We start from the raw sequence: 20,598 nt of genomic DNA on the forward strand, positions 1-20,598 counted from the left end.
TACTTCTGAGAAATTCTTATGAATGATAGTGAAAATGTTAGCAAAATAAATGAGGAAATTGCAATAGGAACTGAGCAGGCTGCTGCGAGTGTTAAGCAAATGGTGGCTTCAGCAGATCAATCGAGTAATGCGCTTCAAACAGTTATAAAGAGTACGGATCTGTGGGCAGTAACCTCTGATAAATTAGAGGAAAGAAGTCACACTCTTTAATGGATGATACCGAAAGAGTTCTCCTATTTTCGGATAATAAAGTTCTTTGATTGTAACCGTATTTAAGATCATTATGATCTTAAATACGGTTTTTTATTGTGAATATGGCAAAAAGAACGAGTAGGCAAACAGAAGAGGAAATTACACGATAAGTGTAGCTTTGAAATTTAGGATAAGGGGCGCAACTTAATTATCCCTATACACATACATGAAATATCAGTTCGTAGACTCTGCCAAAATTGTCTCACCCGTTCAAAATTTTGGAAACAACTGTTCAGTTGGTTACAATTGTTTATTTACTTCATACCGTTCTCGGACCAGATGTTTTTAACAACGAGTGTTCCAGCTTTTCTCTCCCCGATAATATCGTCTCGTCCAATGAAACTCTCGCCACATAATAGAGGCAGTACAGCTTACAACAGCAACAATACGAGCTTCGTGTTATAGCTGGCGGAAAACCTCTTTGAGGTGTGCTACATTATCTCTGTCTCATCGGGATCAAGAAAGCGCAACAAGGTTTAAAAGAGCTCAGAACGGTTGATTTTGAACATACCAGTTTAAAAAAAGTATTGAGCTCTCGAAATATGCTGAGCTCGAAAAAAGAATAACTCGTCTACTTCGGAAAGCTGGGCAATGAAATTATTGCCCGGGAAAGCGCAAGAAATGACAACGTTCGGCTATCGGCCGAAAATAAAAATTGTTTAGCACTTTTATTGTAGAAAAGTCACGAATCCTGTAAAATAGCGTTAGATATTGAATGAGGAGCGTAGAGCATGTATAAGGGTCTTTTTTACTTGTTTTTTCTTGTTGTCATTTTGATCGCTTTTGTGTTTTCAAATTATAAAGATGTTTTTCTTGCAAACTTTTAAAATAGGTTAATGCATTAGTACATGTACACCTCTTCATTCATACATTATTAATGTAAGAAAATCAAGGAGAGGGGAATGCTACATGTACCATCATCATCATTGCAAGCCGAATGTTACACAGCCAATTGTTCATCCGACGAATCATTGCTGTACACACAGCGAGTCCACAACAATTGTGCCGCACATCCATCCGCAGCATGTGACGAATGTCCACCATCAAAACTTCCAACATGTTCACTACTTCCCGCATACGTTTTCTCAGGTGGACCCGGCAACACATCAACACTTTAACTGCGGTGGACCTTGCTGTAACAGATAACGTGAATTGGGACTTTTATAAGTCCCTTTTTTTAAAAGCAGGTGAAAAAATGAAAATTATTGCTGTCACAGGGTACAAGCCATTCGAACTTGGGATATTCAAACAAGACGAGCCTGCACTTCAATACATAAAAGCGGAGCTTCAAAAAAGGCTGACAGCTCTTATCGAAGAGGGTCTGGAATGGGTTCTCATATCGGGGCAGCTAGGTGCTGAAATCTGGACAGCCGAAGTGGTGTTTGAGCTTCAAGAGGAGTATCCAGCTTTAAAACTTGCAGTCATTACGCCATTCTATGAACAAGAAGAGCGCTGGAATGAACAAAATAAAGAGTTGTATGAAGCGATTCTTGCACAAGCAGATTTTGTAGAAAGTGTCACGCATAGACCATATGAAAGTCCGGCACAATTTAAACAAAAGAACCGCTTTTTTATTGAAAAAACAGATGGTCTTCTCGCTCTTTATGATCCAGAGCATGAGGGCTCTCCAAAGTATATGATCAGAGAAGCTGAAAACTATACCGATTACCCAATTATGTACATCACAATGGATGATCTAAGAGCACAGGTTGAGGCGGAAGATCCGTTTTTTGACTAAAAACAAGAGAAAATTTGACAACGTCACGTATTTCTGAAAAAATATACTATGAATTCACGATATGAGGTGAAAAAGATGCTTGCTGATAAAGTAAAGCTTTCTGCGAAAGAAATTTTAGAAAAAGAATTTAAAACAGGTGTCAGAGGGTATAAACAAGAAGAAGTCGATAAATTTTTAGATATGGTCATTAAAGACTATGAGACATTCAACCAAGAAATCGAAAAGCTTCAACAAGAAAACCTCCACTTGTCAAAACAGCTTGAAGAAGCAGTTGAACAAGGGAAAAGACAGCCTGCACAGTCCAATACAACGAACTTTGATATTTTAAAAAGACTATCTAACCTTGAGAAACACGTTTTCGGCAGCAAACTTTATGATTGAGTGATGCCGAAAAAGCTTGTGTCAGATGACATTGTCGTTTATAATAACGCTTGTTGATTAACGTTCGGGTAATCGCTGTAATGCTTTTAGGCATTGCAGAGGAAAGTCCATGCTCGCACGGTGCTGAGATGCCCGTAGTGTTCGTGCCTGGCGAAAAAATAAGCCAGGGCAGCCTGGGAAAGGCTGACGGCAGGAAAAATGCCTACGTCCTTTTATAGAATATGGCAAAGTATCCTTGAAAGTGCCACAGTGACGAAGTCTCACTAGAAATGGTGAGAGTGGAACGCGGTAAACCCCTCGAGCGAGAAACCCAAACTTGGTAGGGGAACTTTCTCAAAGGAACCAAACGGAGAGAAGGACAGAGAATTCTGTAGATAGATGATTACCACCTGAGTACGAGGCATTTGCCGTTTGCAGTACGATGGAACAAAACATGGCTTACAGAACGTTATATCCGTTATTTTAAACATGATGAAAACAAAGCTCTCCTATTTCTACATATGGAGAGCTTTTATCTTGAATAAATAAAAGGACGAGAAAACAGGTGATAAACAAATGAAAACTTATACACTCATCGCGACAGCTCCAATGGGGATTGAAGCGGTTGTTGCAAAAGAAGTAAGAGACCTTGGCTATGAGTGCACTGTAGATAACGGGAAAGTCATTTTTCAAGGGGATGCCCTTGCGATTTGCCGTGCAAACCTTTGGCTGCGTACAGCAGACCGGATAAAGGTACAAGTTGCTGAATTTTCAGCAAAAACATTTGATGAGCTTTTTGAACAGACAAAAGCGATTGAATGGGCCGCTTATTTGCCGAAAAATAGTACGTTCCCTGTCATCGGTAAATCAGTCAAATCACAGCTTGCAAGTGTGCCGGATTGTCAGCGCATCGTCAAAAAGGCCATCGCGCAAAAGCTCAGATCTTCTTACAACATTCAGTCCGAATGGCTTGAAGAGACGGGTCCTGAATATAAAATCGAGGTTGCGCTTTTAAAAGATAAAGCAGTGCTAACCCTTGATACATCTGGTGTCGGCCTTCATAAACGGGGGTACCGTGTGGATCAAGGCGGAGCACCTATTAAAGAAACCCTTGCTGCCGCGCTCGTGTTATTAACGAACTGGACACCTGATCGTCCGTTTGCTGATCCTGTTTGCGGATCAGGCACAATTGCTATTGAAGCAGCTATGATAGGACAAAACATTGCCCCAGGATTTAACCGGGAATTTGCGTCTGAATCATGGGAATGGATCGGTGAGGACGTATGGAACAAAGCGCGTCTTGAAGTGGAAGAAAAAGCGAACTATGATCAGCCGCTTCACATTATTGCGAGCGATATTGATCATCGCATGATAGACATTGCAAAAATGAATGCAGAAGAAGCTGGACTAAGTGAACTGATTCAATTTAAACAAATGCAAGTAAAAGACTTCCAAACAAAAGAGGAGTATGGTGTGATTGTCGGAAATCCGCCCTACGGAGAACGACTCAGTGATAAGCCAGCTGTTGAAAAAATGTATCAAGGGATGGGTGAAGCATTTAAGAGCCTAGACACTTGGTCCATATATATCTTAACGTCACATGAAAAGTTCGAAGAGTGCTTCGGAAGAAAAGCAACGAAAAAGAGAAAACTGTTTAATGGATTTATTAAAACAGACTATTATCAATATTGGGGAAAACGTCCTCCTAGAAAGCAGACAACTGAATCATAAAAAAAGGTCACACCTAAAGAAGGTGGGTCACACCTAAAGAAGGTGTGACTTTTTTATTGCGGAAAGGTATAAAGCTTCACGGGACGGAATAAACTGAACTTGATTTTAAAAAAAGAGGTGTCTCCATGATTCATTATGATCAATTTCAGTTAATCCAAAAAGCACTCGCTTCGACTGCTCAAGAAATAGAAGGGCATGAAACGGGACAATCTGCTCAGCTTGCGGTAGCCATTCAAGATTTAGCCCTTGCTCAGGCCTACATAGAACGTTCAGAGCATGCATTTTTAATGAAGGAAAGCTATCAACATCGCTTGCGTTCATAAAAAAGATTGTCATTCCCCAGCATAAATGTTACTATTGAATGTCTGAATGATTCAAAAGTTGGGGGTTGAAGCAGGTGACAGCATCTCGTTTGCCTTTTTCATTATCAAAAGAACACAATTTTTACGAAGAACTGGGCAACTGGATTGGTGATGTGTTTTATGACATTTTGCCAGAAAAGGGCTTTGATCTTCGAGATGAACAAATATTTATGGCTTTTCAGTTAGAAAGAGCCTTTAAAGAAAAAAGTGTGATGTTTGCCGAAGCTGGGGTAGGCACAGGCAAAACAATCGTCTATCTATTATTTGCCGTCACATATGCAAGATATACTGGGAAACCTGCGATTATTGCATGTGCAGACGAAACGTTAATTGAACAGTTGGTCAAACAAGAAGGTGATATCTATAAAATTGCCAATCACCTTGATATACAAATAGATGCGAGATTAAGTAAATCGCATGATCAATATTTATGCTTGAAAAAACTCGAGAAAACCATGCAGCGTGAAGATGATGAGAAGTGGCTCGATAGTTATGAATCGCTTCCTTCATTTGTTCATGAATCACATGGTATGCAAACCTTTTATCCGTACGGAGATCGAAAAGAGTATCCAGAACTATCAAATGATGAATGGTCACGAATTGGCTATGATTCGTTTCAGGACTGCTTGACGTGTGATATGCGTCATCGCTGCGGCTTGAATTTATCAAGAGATCATTACCGGAAAGCGGCAGACCTGATCATCTGCTCACACGACTTTTACATGGAGCATGTGTGGACAAAGGAATCCCGCAAACGTGAGGGTCAGCTTCCTCTGCTCCCTGAACATAGCTCAGTTGTATTTGATGAAGGTCATCTTCTTGAGTTTGCCGCACAAAAAGCTTTGACGTACCGAGTGAAGCAATCAACGCTGGAGACATTTTTGGAGCGTCTTTTGCAAAACGACATTCGCGAAGAATTTGCAGAACTTGTTGAAGATGCACTAGCAACAAACGATGAGTTCTTCTATCTTTTAAAAACAAATGCCAAAGAAGTCAAAGGCTCGCATCGACTTGAAATTGGGCGCGTGGATGAGGTGAAGCGTTCAGCAAGTGAATTGTGTGACTTACTTGAAAAAATCGGAGAAGCGCTCGTGTTTGAATCCGAGATGTATACAATTGATCAATACGAATTGTCTGTTGTGGAAGAGTACATTGAACAAATGGCTTATTCCCTGTCGCTTTATCAAAAAAATGCCATTAGCTGGCTTGAAAAGCAGGAATTAGATACGACATTTGTCGTCATGCCGAAGACGGTCGCAGAGGTGCTTGGCGAAAAAGTATTCTCGCAAAAAAGACCATATATTTTCTCTTCAGCGACATTGTCTGAAAACCAATCATTTGATTATTTAGCTGAAAGTCTTGGTATAAAAGATTACTTATCAATGAGTGTGGCTTCGCCGTATGATTACGATGAGCAAATGCAAATTTATTTCCACGGAATTCAGCAGCCGGTCTTAGATCCAGAGGCAAAAGGACAGCAAGTGATCACTCAGCTGAAAGACAATGGAGGCAGATCATTGATTCTATTCCCTTCATTTGATGAACTCCATTTATTTAGAAAGCAGCTTGAGGCATCAAATGAATCACTGCCTTTCCAAGTGTATTTTGAGGGAGACGAGGAAATCAGCACCATTGTTCAAAAGTTCCAAGCAGATGAGACATCAGTGTTATGCTCCGTTCATCTGTGGGAAGGGCTGGATATTCCAGGTCAATCCTTAACGAATGTGGTCATTTGGGGACTTCCTTATCCGCCGCATGATCCAGTATTTGAGGCGAAACGGAATGAATCAAAGGATGCATATGCTGAAGTGGACCTTCCATATATGTTGCTTCGATTACGACAAGGCATTGGCAGACTGATTCGGACAAGCCAAGATGCAGGAAGCATTCATATATACTTTGATGGCAAGGAAGATAAAGAGCTTCAAAGTAAAATTGAATCTGTCCTGCCAGTGAAGCCAGTCATCACTTCATTATAGGGGACGAACGACGAAAAGAGGAGGATACCAATGGTGTATCCTCCTTTTTCATTGACAAACGAACATTCATTGAAGTAGCCTTGAAACGTACATACATATTTTATTGATTGGGGGAACGAACGCATGAGTCTTGAATCAAAAGAGAAAGCGTTTTATCAATTACTAGGAAAAATCGCCCACTATACAGAGGCGCTCCATTTACTTTATTGGGACTCTAGAACGCAGGCTCCTAAAAAAAGCGCTGATTTCAGAGCTGAAACCATCGGTCAATTATCAAGTGATATCTTTAATATGAAGACTTCTGATGAGATGAGAGACCTTCTTGACGCATTAAATAAAAAGCGAGATGAGCTGTCAAAAGATACACAGAAGGCGCTCGAATTATCGCAAAAAGAGTATGATGAAAACAGCAAAATTCCAAAAGAAGAATTTAAAGAATACTCCATTCTACAATCAAAAGCAGAGCATGTCTGGGTTGAAGCAAGAGAGAAATCAGATTTTTCCCTCTTTGCTCCTTACTTAAAACAGCTCATTGATTTTAACAAGCGTTTTATTCAGTATTGGGGCGTGAAAAAAACGCCATATGATGTGCTGCTCAATAACTACGAGCCAGATATGACCGTGGAACAGCTCGATCAAAAATTTGGCGCGCTTCGTGATGCCATCGTTCCTCTCGTGAAAAAAATTGAAGCCTCCCCAAATAAACCGGATACTTCATTTTTATCGAAAAGCTTCCCAATCGACAAGCAAAAAGAGCTTAGCCTCTTTTTCTTAAAAGAGTTAGGATATGACTTTGATGCAGGGCGTCTTGATACAACGGTTCATCCGTTTGCTGTGACATTAAGCAGAGGGGATGTTCGTGTGACGACTCGCTATGATGAGCACGATTTTCGGATGGCGATCTTTGGTACCATTCATGAATGCGGTCATGCCATTTACGAGCAAAACATTGATGAGGCACTAAGCGGGACGCTATTATGTGATGGCACGTCAATGGGTATCCATGAATCACAATCTCTCTTCTTTGAGAATTTTATCGGCAGACATGAAGATTTCTGGAAAACATATTATCAAAAGCTGCAAGAAGCTTCTCCTGAACAATTTAAAGATGTATCTTTAGAGGACTTTGTGCATGCAGTCAATGAGTCTAAGCCGACTTACATTCGAATTGAAGCAGATGAACTCACGTATCCGCTTCACATTATTATCCGGTATGAAATTGAGAAAGCTATTTTCAATGAAGAAGTCGCCGTTGAAGACCTACCTGCGCTTTGGAATGAAAAATATAAAGCATATCTTGGCATTACGCCGCCTAACGATGCGCTTGGTATTTTGCAGGATGTCCACTGGTCAGATGGCAGCTTTGGTTATTTCCCTTCGTATGCACTTGGTTATATGTATGCGGCGCAATTAAAGCAGCAAATGATCAAAGATTTACCGAATTTTGATGAACTGATCCAAAATGGGTCTTTTGCACCGATAAAAGAATGGCTAACTGAACATGTCCATAAACATGGAAAACGGAAAAAGCCATCTGAAATCATTCAAGATGCAACTGGCGAAGAATTAAATGTTCAATATTTAATCGACTACTTAACGGATAAGTACACGAAATTGTATTTATCATAAATGAAAGGCACCCTTTCGTCAAAAGGGTGCTTTTTTGATGCGTGAATATTCTAAAAACGAACGTTTTGATCTGATCTATTATTTAAGTTCGGTATTTTTCTAGAAAAGTGCTTTCCAAGCGTCTGAAATCTTGTTATAATTTGAACACTATAACACTCATATAATCGCGTGATGATGGCACGCAAGTTTCTACCGGACACCGATACCGTCCGACTATGAGTGAGCAAAATGAAACAGTTCTTATTTGAGCTGAAGATCCGTGGATCGTTTTCGCATTGCTTGCTCCTCATGGACAGCAATGCTTTTTTTATGCAAAAAATAGGATGTTTGCCAATATGCTAGGGGGAAGAATGATGGAATTGTTACGTCAAAAAATTGAGAACGAAGGAATCGTTCTGTCGAATCAAGTGTTAAAGGTAGATGCCTTTTTAAATCATCAAATTGATCCTGTATTAATGCATGAGATTGGTCAAGAGTTTGCTAGATTATTTAAGCATGATGGCATTACAAAAATCATTACGATCGAATCTTCTGGCATCGCGCCTGCTGTGATGGCTGGACTTGCCCTTCATGTGCCCGTCGTCTTTGCTCGTAAACGACAATCACTCACATTAACGGAGAACCTCTTAACAGCAAGTGTGTACTCTTTTACGAAAAATGTAGAAAGTACCATCGCTGTCTCGAATACGCACCTTAGTGAAAATGATTGTGTGCTCATCATCGATGACTTTTTAGCGAACGGTGAAGCCGCTAAAGGACTGGCCACTATTGCAAAGCAGGCGAAGGCAAAAGTAGCTGGATTTGGAATTGTCATTGAGAAGTCATTCCAGCCAGGAAGAAAAGAGCTTGTACAAATGGGCTACCGTGTTGAGTCACTCGCACGTATTGCATCACTTGAGGAAGGAAAAGTCACGTTTGTACGCGAGGTACAATCATGAGTGCCGCTAAAAAAGCCAAAACGCTCTCTCTAGGAATTCAGCATGTCCTGGCGATGTATGCAGGTGCGGTTCTTGTACCCCTCATTGTTGGTGATGCGCTTGGGCTCTCGCCTGCACAGCTCACTTACTTAATCTCGGCGGATATTTTCATGTGTGGTGCTGCCACACTGCTCCAAGTATGGAAAAACCGCTTCTTTGGTATTGGCTTACCTGTCGTACTAGGCTGTACATTTACCGCAGTTTCTCCCATGATTGCCATTGGCTCTAAATATGGGATTTCGTCTATATATGGAAGTATTATTGCCTCAGGTTGTATTGTCATTGCTCTTTCCTTTTTCTTTGGGAAGCTTGTGAAATTTTTTCCACCTGTTGTAACAGGCTCCGTCGTCACGATTATTGGAATTACCCTCATTCCAGTAGCTATGAACAATATGGCAGGCGGAGAAGGAAGTGCAGATTATGGTTCTTTTGAAAATTTAGGACTCGCTTTCCTTGTGCTGTTTATTATTGTTCTGCTCTATCGATTCACAAAGGGATTTATGAAAGCTATCGCTATTTTAATTGGCATACTACTTGGGACAGCAGTCGGTGCCCTATTAGGAAAAGTGGAAACGGCCGAAGTAGCAAATGCACAAGTTTTCCGCATGATTGAACCTTTTTATTTTGGCATGCCTACCTTTGAATTTGCGCCAATCATGACGATGACTTTAGTTGCCGTTGTGTCTTTAGTTGAATCAACAGGTGTTTATTTCGCGCTAGGAGATTTAACGAATCGCTCATTAAAGGAGAAGGATTTAGCAAAGGGCTACCGTGCAGAAGGGATTGCTGTGTTATTAGGGGGTATCTTCAATGCCTTTCCATACACAGCCTACTCGCAAAATGTGGGGTTGATCCAGTTAACAGGTGTCAAGAAAAACCAGGTCATTGTTGTGACAGGTGCATTGCTCATGTTATTTGGACTTTTTCCTAAAATCGCTGCATTTACAACGATTATCCCAAAATCGGTTCTTGGCGGCGCAATGGTCGCGATGTTTGGCATGGTCATTGCGTATGGTATTAAAATGCTTACGCGTGTTGATTTTGGAAAACAGGAAAACTTGCTCATCGTCGCTTGCTCAGTTGGAATCGGCTTAGGTGTAACCGTCGTGCCACAAATGTTTGATCATCTGCCTGAATCCATCAAATTATTGACAAGTAACGGAATAGTGGCTGGGAGCTTTACCGCTATTTTGCTTCATATTATTTATCACATGATTCCATTTAAAAAAGAAGCAGAGCACGATCATGTGGAAGAACCTAAACAATCTGTTATGTAAACACCTCTCATTTAGAGGTGTTTTTTTTGTATAAAAAAAGCAGGTTCGCTTGGCTTGGAACGAACCTGTGAAGGAGGAAAACTACATCATGTTTTCATTTATATTATCCAATATTTATCAATTGTCGTCAAGACAAAAAGTTAGACGAAGGAAAATATTTTGACTGAATTTTGACGATTTGTCATGTATATCCTATTTTTGATAGGGGATATTAACCAAAAAAAGAGGTGAAGCAGATGGCGTACATTCTTTCAGTTGGAACAAGTCTACCAAAGAATCATGTAGATCAGCAAACAGCTGCTGAATTTGCAAGGTCTCAATTTAAACGATCGTTTAAAGATATTGACCGGTTGCTGAGGGCTTTTCATAATGGAGAAATGCAGAGCAGACAGTTTGTGCAGCCTATTGAATGGTATCAAAAGCACCACTCTTTTGAAGAGAAAAATAATATCTATTTGGAAAAGGCATTGGCACATGCGAAAGAAGCGATCATTCACTGTCTTCATGAGACAACCTTCCTTACAAAGCCTATTCCGTATGAAGAGATTGATGCTTTGTTTTTCATCTCAAGCACCGGATTGTCGACACCAAGTCTTGATGCAAAGCTGATGAACGTTCTCCCTTTTTCGCCTTATACGAAACGAGTACCGATTTGGGGGCTAGGGTGCGGGGGCGGAGCGGCAGGGTTGTCTAGAGCTTATGAATATATCAGGGCATACCCAGAAGCGAAGGTTCTTGTTGTCGCATGTGAGCTTTGCAGTTTAACCTTTCAGCCGCAAGATCAATCAAAAAGCAATTTAATCGGCACCTCTTTGTTCGGGGACGGGACTGCGGCAGTGCTGTTAACTGGAGAAAAAGCTGCATCTGACTATACGCAGTTAAAAACAGTGCCTAAAGTGCTTGGTACACAGTCAGTAACGATGAAAGATTCTGAGGATGTGATGGGCTGGGAATTTACGAGTGACGGCTTTCAGGTCATTTTCTCACGTGACATTCCGTCCATTATTTCAGGCTGGTTACAAGAGCAGGTGGACCAATTTCTACATCAGCTCGGGTTTTCAACAGATGACCTATCTGTTTTTCTTGCCCACCCTGGAGGCAAAAAAGTAATTGATGCTTATCTTGAAAGTCTATCTTTACAAGAGGATCAGCTTTTTTCTTCAAAAGAAGTGCTCAAACACCACGGGAATATGTCCTCTGCCACAGTTTTGTATGTCATCAAGCATTTTCTTGAACATCAGACAGCTGATCCGGGTGATGTGGGGCTTTGCGGGGCGCTTGGTCCGGGTTTTTCCTCTGAATTATTACTTATGAAATGGGAGGAGATGTCGTCATGATCTTTTGGCTTGTTATTGGTTTCTTCATTTGTCAGCGCCTGATTGAAATGTTTGTGGCCAAAAGAAATGAGAAGAAAGTGAAAGCGATAGGTGCCATCGAATTTGGTGCGAACCATTATCCTTATATGGTCGGAATGCATGCTGCTTTTTTCCTCTTTCTCATTGGAGAGACATGGCTGTTAAACCGGGAACCGTCCCGTTTTTTTCTTTTGCTGCTCGTTTTCCTGTTGGCTACACAGGTGGTTCGATACTGGGCATTATGTTCCCTTGGGACGTACTGGAATACAAAGATTTTAGTGGTGCCAAATGCGATGATTGTAAAAAAGGGACCGTATCGGTGGTTAAAGCATCCTAACTATGTGGTGGTAGCGATTGAGCTTATCTTGATTCCGTTATTGTTTGAGGCGTATATCACTGCCATTTTGTTTACATGTTTAAATGGATGGATGATGATGGTGAGAATTCAAACCGAAGAAAAGGCACTGAATCAGTATTTACTAAATTAATATTGAAAATCATTATCAATTGTGCTACACTTTCATTAATGATAAGCATTCTCAATCATGAAGGATGGACGGTGATCACATGACAATGATTTTCTTACTCGGTACGGTCTGTGTATACAGCCTATTAATTGGCTTTGTTTTAAAAGGTGTTTTAAAAAAATCTGCTTCCTGATCGCAGTCAATTACGACTGATCGGGCAGTAGATTTTTTTTATTTCCTCAGATCAGAAGAAAAATCTCTTTATTTTGTGTAAAATGGTATCACATACATAACTGACTTTTCTAAAAACAAAGGGGTTTATCGTCATGAAAGACTTGTCTACTCGAGATTCGCTCGTTCAAACTACAGGTGCTTTATATCAAAGCCTTCTCAAAAGGGATGACCATGAACGCGCAGCCAAACTTGCATCGATTATGAAAAAGGAAGCAGAAGAAGAAGTGTATATCGCATTTACTGGCCACTATTCTGCTGGTAAGTCGTCACTTGTGAATCATTTGCTTCATGATCAAATCCTGCCAACGAGCCCAATCCCAACAAGTGCAAACTTAGTCGTTGTGAGAAAAGGGAGAAGTGAAGTACAGCTTCACACCTCTGATGGCCGTTTTGCAAAAATGAGCGGTTCTTATGATAAAGAAGCGGTGCAGCGTTTTTGTAAGGATGGAGAACAGATTGAAATGGTCGAAATTAGCGGTGATTATAGTGGACTTGAAGAAAAAGTGGCACTGATCGATACGCCAGGAATTGATTCAACGGATCATGCGCACTTTTTATCGGCTGCGTCTATTCTACATCAAGCAGATGCTCTTTTTTATGTCGTTCACTATAACCATGTTCATTCTGAAGAAAACATTCGATTCATTCGTTCCATTAAAGACAAAGTGCCAAATCTTTATTTCATTGTGAATCAAGTCGATCGGCATGATGAACATGAGACAGCTTTTGAAGACTACAAAAAACAAGTGGTTGATATGCTCTTGAAAGAGGGCATAGAGGAAGATCATCTGTATTTTACATCTGTGACCGATGAGGCGCACCCAAGAAACGAAATGCTTCGTTTAATTGAGAAATTACAAGAATTACAAACATTACCTAAAGCATCACTCCGAGCCTATACAGAGCAGAAAATAGAGCATGTCCTCAAAGAACATATCGAATCGTTAAAAGAAGAGCTGCAGGAAGAGGATCTTGATACGCAGCTTCAGGATAAAAGAAATGAAGTCAAAGAACTTGAAGCGAAAAACCGGTTCACCGAAAATGGGGCAACACAGTTAGAAGACGAAGTATCTTCTGAAGTGGAGAACATTTTAAAAAATGCGAACCTAACCCCATTTAAGATGAGGGAGCTCGCCAGTGACTATATCGAATCGAAAGCACCTGGCTTTAAAGTAGGGTTGCTCTTCGCTAAAAACAAAACCGAGCAGGAAAAAGAAAGACGGGCAAACGATTTCGTAGCAGATGTAAAGACGAGAATGAAAGCAGAAGTGGACTGGCATATAGCAGAGCTTTTCAAAAAGGTTGTCAAGCGGCACCAGCTTGGTGAAGAGTTGTTAGATCAAGTGATGGCATTTGAAACACCTGTCCAAGAATCTTTACTGGAAAAAGTCATTCACCCTGGTGCGACTTTTTCTAATGAATACGTTCTTCAATATGCGAAAGATGCAGGTGAAGCCCTGAAAAGACAGGCAAAACAGAAAGCGATCCCATTGATTGAACAAATGGCTGAGACCCTGAAAGACCAGCTCACAAAGGAAAAGGGGAAGCTGCAAGAAAAATGGGCACTGGCGAAACAAGAGCTTCAAACGCTTGAGCAGTGCATTGAAAAAAATGAACAAATCGAACGGAACATCCAGCATGTATGGGATATATGGCAAAACGGAACGGATGAGCTGATCCAAGAAGATTGGTTTCATGCGAAAAAACAATGGATGCAGCATGACCAGCTGAAGCAGCATCACGCGGCATTTCATGCTGAAGAGAGCGAGCAAAAAAACGAGCAGACAGATCGTGATCAAATACGTCAGTCTCAGCATTTAACGACCGCACAGTCGATTGATCAGTTTGAACAGCTTTCTCGTATTTTAATGCCATTAGACGTTCTTCAACCACAAAGAAAGTCCTTTGATAAACGAACAGAACGGCTGCAGGCAAAAGAGTTTACACTCGCCTTATTCGGGGCTTTTAGTTCGGGGAAATCTTCCTTTGCAAATGCCCTTGTTGGTAGAAAGGTGTTACCATCGTCCCCTACACCAACAACTGCCACGATCAATAAGCTAACGCGGCCGACGAAAGATCACCCGCATGAAAGTGTGAAAGTGGTGTTCAAAACGGATCAGGATATGCTAGAGGAGCTCGATCAGATTCTCGGATTTTCTATCTCAGAAGAAAAGGGAGATACGTTTAGGGCGAAACTGGAAAGAGTACTGAAAAAAAGACAGCTTGAACAGGATCACCGCGTTATTGTTGAACATTTTCTAGAGGCGCATGCCCGGTTTCATGATTACATTGACAAGCAAACCCCATTAAATGTCACACTCCAAGAACTAAAGCCGTATGTGGCAGAAGAAGCTGTTTCTTGTGTGGTCAAGGAAGTGACGGTGTATTTAAGTACACCTTTGACAGATAAAGGGCTGACGATTGTTGATACGCCAGGCGCCAGCAGTATGAATAAGCGTCACACAGAGATTGCCTTTCAATATATGAAGGACGCAGACGCCCTTCTTTATTTAACTTACTATCAGCATTCGTTCTCTAAGGCCGATCGGTCATTTTTACGTAAGCTCGGGCTTGTAAAAGATTCATTTAGCATGGATAAAATGTTCTTTATTATCAATGCAGCTGATTTGGCAAAGGATCAAGCAGAGCTTGAAACCGTCTTTGACTATGTGCGAAAAGAGCTCACAAAAGAAGGCATCCGAAACCCAAATCTTCATCATGTGTCCAGTAAGGAAGAGATCGAAGGAAAAGGGTCAACACCTTATAACCAATATGAACAGCTTAGAAAACAACTCGACTATTTTATTGAGGAAGAATTAACGAAAGACGCCATCGAGCTTTTGCATTTTGAAGCTATTACACTATGTGGAACAGTCGACAAGCTACATGCCACCTTGCATCAGTCAGAGGATGAGAAGCAAGCCGAAAAGAAAAAGATAGAAGCATCCTATGAAACAATCCTTGAAAAAATGAGCCATGTCAAACGATCTAAGCTAGTGACAGAAAGCGTGAAAAAGGACTTGCAAGAACAGCTTTACCACATTATTCAGCGTCTATCACTATTTGCGAATGATATGTTAAAGACAGCTTTTTATCCTGGACTATCCCAAGGAAACTTCGGTCAGCAGTTGAAAAAGGCGCTTGAACAGGCGCTGAAGGATTATGAATTTGAATTTGTACAGGAGCTCAAGGCTCTCGATATCCGAATGGAATCGTTTATCAACCAGTATTTCCAAGAGGAGTGGGAGAAGGGCATGCAGGCTGTATGTGCTGAAGATCCTTACTTTTCTCTCAGACTGTCACCGCCAGAAGAGAAAAACGCTGAGCTAAAACAAATTGAAGTCGAAGCAGAACTGAGCCAATTTGAGCCGCTCCTAAAAAAGCAAAAATCAGCGAAAGCCTTCTTCGAACAAAATGGGAAGTCTGCGTTTATTGAAGCGATTCGAGACATTCTTCTTCAATTAACCACTGAATGGGCGGATAAGGAAAAAGAGGAATTATTGAGCAGATACGAAAAGATGGTAAAGACCTTTACTGAAAGATATGAAACAGAAGCGCTCCAGCAGCTGAGCGAACAAAAACAAACATTTATCACAAGCTTAACGACAGATGCCAAAGAGCAGGCCATTATTGAACAAGTATATGAACAAACAAATGAATGGAAGAACCAGTTGAAAACCATTTGATTCATGGTAGACTAGATAAAAAAAGAAAGCAGTTGATACACAATGACGAGCGTACACGAAGACATTTCTGCACATTCACAAAAACAGCATGCTCATATCCAGTCCTTTCTCGAGCTTGAACAGAAAAGAGAACTTGCAATAGAGGCTGCTGTCGCCAAGTGTGAGCAAAACGAGCCATTTACAACAGACGAAATCAATGCCATTACTTCAAAGATGAATGAGCTTGCACGAGGCGGTATTGTTCCGCTGCGTAAGCATGTCACGAATGATATGGTAAGGGAGTATGTTGAGCGTAAACAGAAGTAAAGAGTAACTTTCTCTTTTTTGGTCATCTTAACAAATGAACCGAGAAAGGGGAATGATCATGAAAAAAAAGCAAAATGCAAAGCAGCAGGAAAAGCGTATCCCTAAACAAAAAGACATGCCGTCCTATGCAGAAGCAGAAACAGAAAAAATGCAATATGGTAAAAAGTAAATGGGCTGCCTCTTCTTTTCAAAAAGAAGAAGGCGCCTTTTTTATGTCCATTTTGATGTTCTGTGATAGAATAGGAGTATTGTTTTGAAAAAGGGAGTTTATAAAAATGAACAAACACGTACTACTTGTAGATGGAATGGCACTACTTTTCAGGTCGTTTTATGCGACGGCTGTTCATCGCAATTTTATGATAAATGATAATGGTGTCCCGACAAATGGAGTCAATGGTTATTTGAAGCATTTATTAACGGCTGTACAGACATTTGAGCCAACTCATATTGTTTGCTGCTGGGATATGGGGAGCCAAACGTACCGAAATGAATTGTTTCAAGATTATAAAGCGAATCGAGGAGCGCCGCCTGTCGAGCTTATCCCGCAGTTCGATTTGGCAAAAGAGGCTACAGAAGAACTAGGAATTGTGAATGTTGGTTTAAAAGGCTTTGAAGCAGATGATTGTATCGGTACGCTTGCTGCACTCTATCAAAAAGAGGCGCGTGTAACCGTCTTAACTGGAGACAAAGATTTGCTGCAGATTTTGAATGAACAAGTGACAGTGGCCCTAATGCAAAAAGGAATCGGGAATTATAAGCAATATACAAAAGCCTTATTTGAAGAGGAAATGGGGATCTCTCCAAAAGCGCTGATTGATATGAAAGCATTGATGGGTGATTCAAGTGATAATTATCCCGGTGTAAAAGGAATCGGAGAAAAAACTGCGTTGAAATTTATCCAAACGTATCAAACGATTGACCGGCTATTAGAAAATGTCCATGAATTAACGGCTGCGCAGCAAAAGAAAATGCTAGCAGGTTTAGAAGATTTGAAGCTTTCACGTATACTGGCAGAGATCAAATGTGATGTACCACTCAGCTGTCCAATTGATGAGACAAAAATGCAAATCAATCAAGAGCGGGCAGCGGCTATGCTGCGTTTACATCAAATCAAAGGAATTGAACCAATGGTGAACCGTTTAAGTGAAATAGAGATCAGCTAAAGCTGATCTCAGCGTGTAGACAAACCCTCGCATTCGGTGTCAGTACTGCGCGACGGTGCTCACGAATGTCAAATTCGCTCCGCGCCAGTACTCGTCCTTCCTAGACTTCAAGGGTTTTCTATCACGCTGAAAAGAAGAAAAAGGGCTAAAATAAAGATCATTTTAGCCCTTTGTCAACAATCTGAGATCAGCTAAAGCTGATCTCTATGGTTTATCTTTTTGTGTTGCCTTTTTTCGCCCGATTTTCTAGCTGAGATAGAGGCTGTTTATCTTTTGTTTGCGCATCACCTTGAGGGGTTGTCCCGTTTGTGACACGACCTTTGTTTTCTTTATCCAATCAGTATCACCTCACACATTAGCATAACCCAAAAAAAGCGATTCATCCTTTAGAAAGGTGAATCGCTTTTCTAGCGAGCTGATCTGCTACTTGATTTTCCTTGCTTGGAATCCACTTAATAAAAAATAAATCAAACTGACTTTGAAGCTGGATGATCTCTTTCATAAAATGTTGAAACGCTGGATTTTTAGCAAATCCTGCATTGGCCGCGCGATCAACCACCTGTGAATCTGTTCGAAACGAAACGGTACGCAATCCTTTTTCCACGCAAATTTTCATCCCTTCGATAAGAGCGGTAAATTCTGCTTCGTGATTGCTCATTGATCCAAGAGGAATAGAGAAAGATTCAGCCTTTCCATCATATTTAATGAAAATGCCGATGCCAGAGGGACCTGGATTACCTGCACTAGCACCATCAATGTAAATTTCAGCTGGCAATTTATTTCCCCCTTTCATCAAGCGGAACCATTTTTTTCGCTGCATACGCGTACGGTGTCGCAATCGCGGCTACGATAAATTTAATGACATATGTCGTGATGAAGATTTCAATCCATACATGAAATGGATAGGTGCCAAGAAAGGCAATGGTCGTGAAAATGAGTGTATCAAGTAGCTGGCTAATCATCGTACTTCCAGCGTTACGCACCCAGAGCGCACGATCCGAAGGAAATATCCGACGAATAAACGAATATACATAAACATCTAACATTTGACTGATGATATAAGCAGCAAGACTACCAAGTGCAACCCTCGGCATAAAGCCAAAAATGGTTTCTAACGATGTTTGTGAGATATCAGAGGGAGCGGGATGGAAAAGCAAAGCCTCCTGCATGACAACAGTCAATGTTAAAAGGGTGGCAAAACCAATCCAGACAGCTTTTCTGGCCTCATTTTGACCATATTTTTCATTTAATACGTCCGTTGCAAAGAACACACTACCATATAAAATATTTCCCAGTGTTGCAGTTAAGCCAAACAATTCAACGGTTTTGACAACTTGTAAATTTGCGGCAACAGTCGCAAAGCCAATCCAGACGAAAAGGCCCATCTTGCCAAATCCTTTATAAAATAGAAGAACAATGATAAAATTAATGATCGCAAATAAGATCCAAATACCTTCATTAAACAAGTGACATGAACTTCCTTTCTCATTGTAAAATGTAACTTTTTGATTATAGCATAACGAGCGTTTACCTTAAAAGTACGGGAAGGCGATGTGATCAATGAAACTAAGAGCACACTATACAATGAAAGTGAAATCGATTGGGTCTATTGCTTTTTTCCAAGAAGATTGGATGGAGCTAAAAGAGGCCTTGCTTTTAGCAAAGCATATCGACAAAAAAGAACCACAGTCACTCCTATCATTTGAAGATGAAAAAGGGGCCGTGTGGTCCATAAGAGAACTTGAAAAGCTAAATGAAGAACTAAAGCTAGAACCTGATCAGCTTCAGGTCTATTTTGATGCAAGTTTTCGCAAAGAAACAGGCGACTCTGGACTTGGAGTTGTCGTCTATTACAACCTCGGAGAAGACGCTTATCGACTGAGAAAAAATCAGCCTTTCCAGGGGATCACTAATAATGAAGCCGAATATGCCGCTTTATTTGAAGCAGTAAAAGCTTTAAAAGACCTGGGTGCCAGCAGAAATTCTGTCACGATTAGAGGAGATTCGCTTGTTGTCATGAATCAGTTAAAAGGAGAATGGCCTTGTTATGATGATGTACATAACAAATGGCTTGACCGGATTGAAGCGGCTTTAAAAGAGCTGAAGCTCACGCCAACATATGAAGTCATCGATCGTAAACAAAATGCTGAAGCGGATCACCTTGCAAGGCAAATTCTTGCAGACGTCCCAATCGAAAGTAAGTTGAAATTAGATGCAGACGGAGCTGAATAATGTGGATAAAAAAATAGCAGTAAAAGAATTGACAGATATTCAAGACACGTATTGTTCAGATTGTTTTATTAAAAAGCACTTTCGAAAAGAATTTGGCAAAAAATATGCCCATTCCTTTTGTATTCAGCAATGTACAGTAGGTGAAAAAATAAAAGAATACGGAAATGCACTGCTCAAAAAGTAAGAGGGCGCACCGATTTTCCCTGATCCCACATCCGCTCATGAAAAAAAAACGGATAGAATGTGTAAAAAAAGAACATAATCCGAAAAATGAGCCGATATAACTATAGAAAGTTTTGGTTGAATTACTTTTTGACTAAGTGACGGATATTAGAGGAAAAGGGGAAGACCGGTATGAATAATAAGGATTTAGAAACGGTATTACATCGAACATTTCAAGAGGTGTATAGCGATCTAGAGCAACTAGTAGATGTAGCAAAGAAGGGAAGACCTTTTCTCGAAAAAGATATCTCTGAAATTGAACAAAGACTGAAGCAAAATATTTTAGCGATTGAAATTCAGCTGAAAATCAAATAAGAGAGGCATAAGCCTCTCTTTATTTTGTCGTTTGATCATTCAATTAGTTGATTAGATTTTTGTTACGTTTGCAGCTTGAGGTCCACGATTACCTTCAACGATTTCAAAAGAAACTTCTTGTCCTTCTTCTAAAGACTTGTAGCCGTCACCTTCGATAGCTGTGAAGTGAACGAATACATCGTCTCCGCCTTCAACTTCAATGAAGCCGAAACCTTTTTCATTATTGAACCATTTTACTTTACCGTTTTGCATATTGCTTTTTCCTCCTAGTACTGTAGCATACCTTTTGGCATACTAAAAAAAATTTTTCATC

Annotated in this window: 22 protein-coding genes, 1 other RNA gene and 1 riboswitch; of the genes, 19 read left to right on the forward strand and 4 right to left on the reverse strand. The window is 40.6% G+C overall.

Annotated elements, in window-relative coordinates:
- The first annotated feature begins 18 nt into the window (after positions 1-18).
- From BA70_RS05050 to BA70_RS05115, 16 genes are all read left to right on the forward strand, one after another.
- Complete coding sequence (locus BA70_RS05050; RefSeq protein ID WP_034319032.1) at positions 19-210, forward strand: hypothetical protein; 192 nt, start codon at positions 19-21, stop codon at positions 208-210.
- Positions 211-1,161: 951 nt separating this feature from the next.
- Positions 1,162-1,398, forward strand: a complete 237-nt coding sequence (gene cotD, locus BA70_RS19350) for a spore coat protein CotD (RefSeq protein WP_008356833.1) — start codon at positions 1,162-1,164, stop codon at positions 1,396-1,398.
- Positions 1,399-1,447: 49 nt separating this feature from the next.
- Positions 1,448-1,990: an SLOG family protein gene (locus BA70_RS05055; RefSeq protein ID WP_338058931.1), complete on the forward strand. Its 543-nt coding sequence runs from the start codon at positions 1,448-1,450 to the stop codon at positions 1,988-1,990.
- A gap of 75 nt (positions 1,991-2,065) precedes the next feature.
- Complete coding sequence (gpsB, locus tag BA70_RS05060; protein ID WP_012010336.1) at positions 2,066-2,371, forward strand: cell division regulator GpsB; 306 nt, start codon at positions 2,066-2,068, stop codon at positions 2,369-2,371.
- A gap of 60 nt (positions 2,372-2,431) precedes the next feature.
- An RNA gene (rnpB, locus tag BA70_RS19355) (RNase P RNA component class B) lies at positions 2,432-2,817 on the forward strand.
- Positions 2,818-2,926: 109 nt separating this feature from the next.
- Entirely contained in the window at positions 2,927-4,081 is a 1,155-nt protein-coding gene (locus BA70_RS05065) for a THUMP domain-containing class I SAM-dependent RNA methyltransferase (RefSeq protein WP_034319037.1), read from the forward strand.
- 125 nt (positions 4,082-4,206) lie between these two features.
- Positions 4,207-4,404, forward strand: a complete 198-nt coding sequence (locus tag BA70_RS05070) for a hypothetical protein (RefSeq protein ID WP_034319040.1) — start codon at positions 4,207-4,209, stop codon at positions 4,402-4,404.
- A gap of 74 nt (positions 4,405-4,478) precedes the next feature.
- Positions 4,479-6,422 carry an ATP-dependent DNA helicase gene (locus BA70_RS05075; protein WP_034319042.1) on the forward strand — a complete coding sequence of 648 codons (1,944 nt, stop codon included), beginning with the start codon at positions 4,479-4,481 and terminating at the stop codon, positions 6,420-6,422.
- Between the two features lie 123 nt (positions 6,423-6,545).
- The gene (locus tag BA70_RS05080; protein ID WP_034319045.1) at positions 6,546-8,051 is read left to right on the forward strand and encodes a carboxypeptidase M32; all 1,506 of its coding nucleotides are present in this window, start codon (positions 6,546-6,548) and stop codon (positions 8,049-8,051) included.
- Positions 8,052-8,187: 136 nt separating this feature from the next.
- Positions 8,188-8,287: riboswitch (purine riboswitch) on the forward strand.
- Positions 8,288-8,404: 117 nt separating this feature from the next.
- The gene (xpt, locus tag BA70_RS05085; protein ID WP_034319048.1) at positions 8,405-8,989 is read left to right on the forward strand and encodes a xanthine phosphoribosyltransferase; all 585 of its coding nucleotides are present in this window, start codon (positions 8,405-8,407) and stop codon (positions 8,987-8,989) included.
- Positions 8,986-10,305, forward strand: coding sequence for a xanthine permease PbuX (gene pbuX, locus BA70_RS05090; RefSeq protein ID WP_034319051.1), 1,320 nt, complete (start codon positions 8,986-8,988; stop codon positions 10,303-10,305). The genes xpt and pbuX overlap by 4 nt, the downstream gene beginning before the upstream one ends.
- Positions 10,306-10,541: 236 nt before the next feature.
- The gene (locus BA70_RS05095; protein WP_034319053.1) at positions 10,542-11,642 is read left to right on the forward strand and encodes a type III polyketide synthase; all 1,101 of its coding nucleotides are present in this window, start codon (positions 10,542-10,544) and stop codon (positions 11,640-11,642) included.
- Entirely contained in the window at positions 11,639-12,148 is a 510-nt protein-coding gene (locus tag BA70_RS05100; RefSeq protein WP_034319055.1) for an isoprenylcysteine carboxyl methyltransferase family protein, read from the forward strand. Before BA70_RS05095 ends, BA70_RS05100 begins: the two co-directional genes overlap by 4 nt.
- Positions 12,149-12,453: 305 nt before the next feature.
- Positions 12,454-16,047, forward strand: a complete 3,594-nt coding sequence (gene dynA / locus BA70_RS05105; protein ID WP_034319058.1) for a dynamin GTPase — start codon at positions 12,454-12,456, stop codon at positions 16,045-16,047.
- 42 nt (positions 16,048-16,089) lie between these two features.
- Complete coding sequence (locus tag BA70_RS05110; RefSeq protein ID WP_034319061.1) at positions 16,090-16,353, forward strand: YpbS family protein; 264 nt, start codon at positions 16,090-16,092, stop codon at positions 16,351-16,353.
- Positions 16,354-16,628: 275 nt separating this feature from the next.
- Positions 16,629-17,516: a 5'-3' exonuclease gene (locus tag BA70_RS05115; protein ID WP_034319064.1), complete on the forward strand. Its 888-nt coding sequence runs from the start codon at positions 16,629-16,631 to the stop codon at positions 17,514-17,516.
- A gap of 211 nt (positions 17,517-17,727) precedes the next feature.
- On the opposite strand, the gene BA70_RS05120 is transcribed toward BA70_RS05115, so the two are convergent.
- From BA70_RS05120 to BA70_RS05130, 3 genes are read right to left on the reverse strand one after another with little or no spacing between them, the layout of a single operon-like run.
- Entirely contained in the window at positions 17,728-17,853 is a 126-nt protein-coding gene (locus tag BA70_RS05120; RefSeq protein ID WP_034319066.1) for a hypothetical protein, read from the reverse strand.
- 42 nt (positions 17,854-17,895) lie between these two features.
- Positions 17,896-18,291, reverse strand: a complete 396-nt coding sequence (locus tag BA70_RS05125) for a reverse transcriptase-like protein (RefSeq protein ID WP_034319069.1) — start codon at positions 18,289-18,291, stop codon at positions 17,896-17,898.
- Between the two features lies 1 nt (position 18,292).
- On the reverse strand, positions 18,293-18,982 hold the full coding sequence (locus BA70_RS05130) for a queuosine precursor transporter (RefSeq protein WP_034319072.1): 690 nt from the start codon (positions 18,980-18,982) through the stop codon (positions 18,293-18,295).
- Between the two features lie 94 nt (positions 18,983-19,076).
- On the opposite strand from BA70_RS05130, the gene BA70_RS05135 reads away from it, so the two are divergent.
- The 3 genes from BA70_RS05135 to BA70_RS05145 all read left to right on the forward strand — a co-directional run bounded on the left by BA70_RS05135 (position 19,077) and on the right by BA70_RS05145 (position 20,285).
- Positions 19,077-19,748: a ribonuclease H family protein gene (locus BA70_RS05135; protein WP_034319074.1), complete on the forward strand. Its 672-nt coding sequence runs from the start codon at positions 19,077-19,079 to the stop codon at positions 19,746-19,748.
- 1 nt (position 19,749) lies between these two features.
- Positions 19,750-19,932 (forward strand): zinc-finger domain-containing protein, encoded by a 183-nt coding sequence (locus tag BA70_RS05140; protein ID WP_034319076.1) that lies wholly within the window; start codon positions 19,750-19,752, stop codon positions 19,930-19,932.
- 170 nt (positions 19,933-20,102) lie between these two features.
- Positions 20,103-20,285, forward strand: a complete 183-nt coding sequence (locus tag BA70_RS05145) for a hypothetical protein (protein ID WP_034319078.1) — start codon at positions 20,103-20,105, stop codon at positions 20,283-20,285.
- A gap of 51 nt (positions 20,286-20,336) precedes the next feature.
- Here the strand turns inward: BA70_RS05145 and cspD are convergent, their stop codons facing one another.
- Complete coding sequence (cspD, locus tag BA70_RS05150; RefSeq protein ID WP_003215784.1) at positions 20,337-20,537, reverse strand: cold-shock protein CspD; 201 nt, start codon at positions 20,535-20,537, stop codon at positions 20,337-20,339.
- Positions 20,538-20,598: the final 61 nt, after the last annotated feature.

Source organism: Bacillus zhangzhouensis, from assembly GCF_000715205.1.
Lineage (GTDB): Bacteria > Bacillota > Bacilli > Bacillales > Bacillaceae > Bacillus > Bacillus zhangzhouensis.

Coding starts and splice junctions, on each gene's coding strand:
- BA70_RS05050 (WP_034319032.1), top strand. CDS start 19: ATGAATGATAGTGAAAATGTTAGCAAAATAAATGAGGAAATTGCAATA.
- cotD (WP_008356833.1), top strand. CDS start 1,162: ATGTACCATCATCATCATTGCAAGCCGAATGTTACACAGCCAATTGTT.
- BA70_RS05055 (WP_338058931.1), top strand. CDS start 1,448: ATGAAAATTATTGCTGTCACAGGGTACAAGCCATTCGAACTTGGGATA.
- gpsB (WP_012010336.1), top strand. CDS start 2,066: ATGCTTGCTGATAAAGTAAAGCTTTCTGCGAAAGAAATTTTAGAAAAA.
- BA70_RS05065 (WP_034319037.1), top strand. CDS start 2,927: ATGAAAACTTATACACTCATCGCGACAGCTCCAATGGGGATTGAAGCG.
- BA70_RS05070 (WP_034319040.1), top strand. CDS start 4,207: ATGATTCATTATGATCAATTTCAGTTAATCCAAAAAGCACTCGCTTCG.
- BA70_RS05080 (WP_034319045.1), top strand. CDS start 6,546: ATGAGTCTTGAATCAAAAGAGAAAGCGTTTTATCAATTACTAGGAAAA.
- xpt (WP_034319048.1), top strand. CDS start 8,405: ATGGAATTGTTACGTCAAAAAATTGAGAACGAAGGAATCGTTCTGTCG.
- pbuX (WP_034319051.1), top strand. CDS start 8,986: ATGAGTGCCGCTAAAAAAGCCAAAACGCTCTCTCTAGGAATTCAGCAT.
- BA70_RS05095 (WP_034319053.1), top strand. CDS start 10,542: ATGGCGTACATTCTTTCAGTTGGAACAAGTCTACCAAAGAATCATGTA.
- BA70_RS05100 (WP_034319055.1), top strand. CDS start 11,639: ATGATCTTTTGGCTTGTTATTGGTTTCTTCATTTGTCAGCGCCTGATT.
- dynA (WP_034319058.1), top strand. CDS start 12,454: ATGAAAGACTTGTCTACTCGAGATTCGCTCGTTCAAACTACAGGTGCT.
- BA70_RS05110 (WP_034319061.1), top strand. CDS start 16,090: ATGACGAGCGTACACGAAGACATTTCTGCACATTCACAAAAACAGCAT.
- BA70_RS05115 (WP_034319064.1), top strand. CDS start 16,629: ATGAACAAACACGTACTACTTGTAGATGGAATGGCACTACTTTTCAGG.
- BA70_RS05135 (WP_034319074.1), top strand. CDS start 19,077: ATGAAACTAAGAGCACACTATACAATGAAAGTGAAATCGATTGGGTCT.
- BA70_RS05145 (WP_034319078.1), top strand. CDS start 20,103: ATGAATAATAAGGATTTAGAAACGGTATTACATCGAACATTTCAAGAG.
- cspD (WP_003215784.1), bottom strand. CDS start 20,537: ATGCAAAACGGTAAAGTAAAATGGTTCAATAATGAAAAAGGTTTCGGC.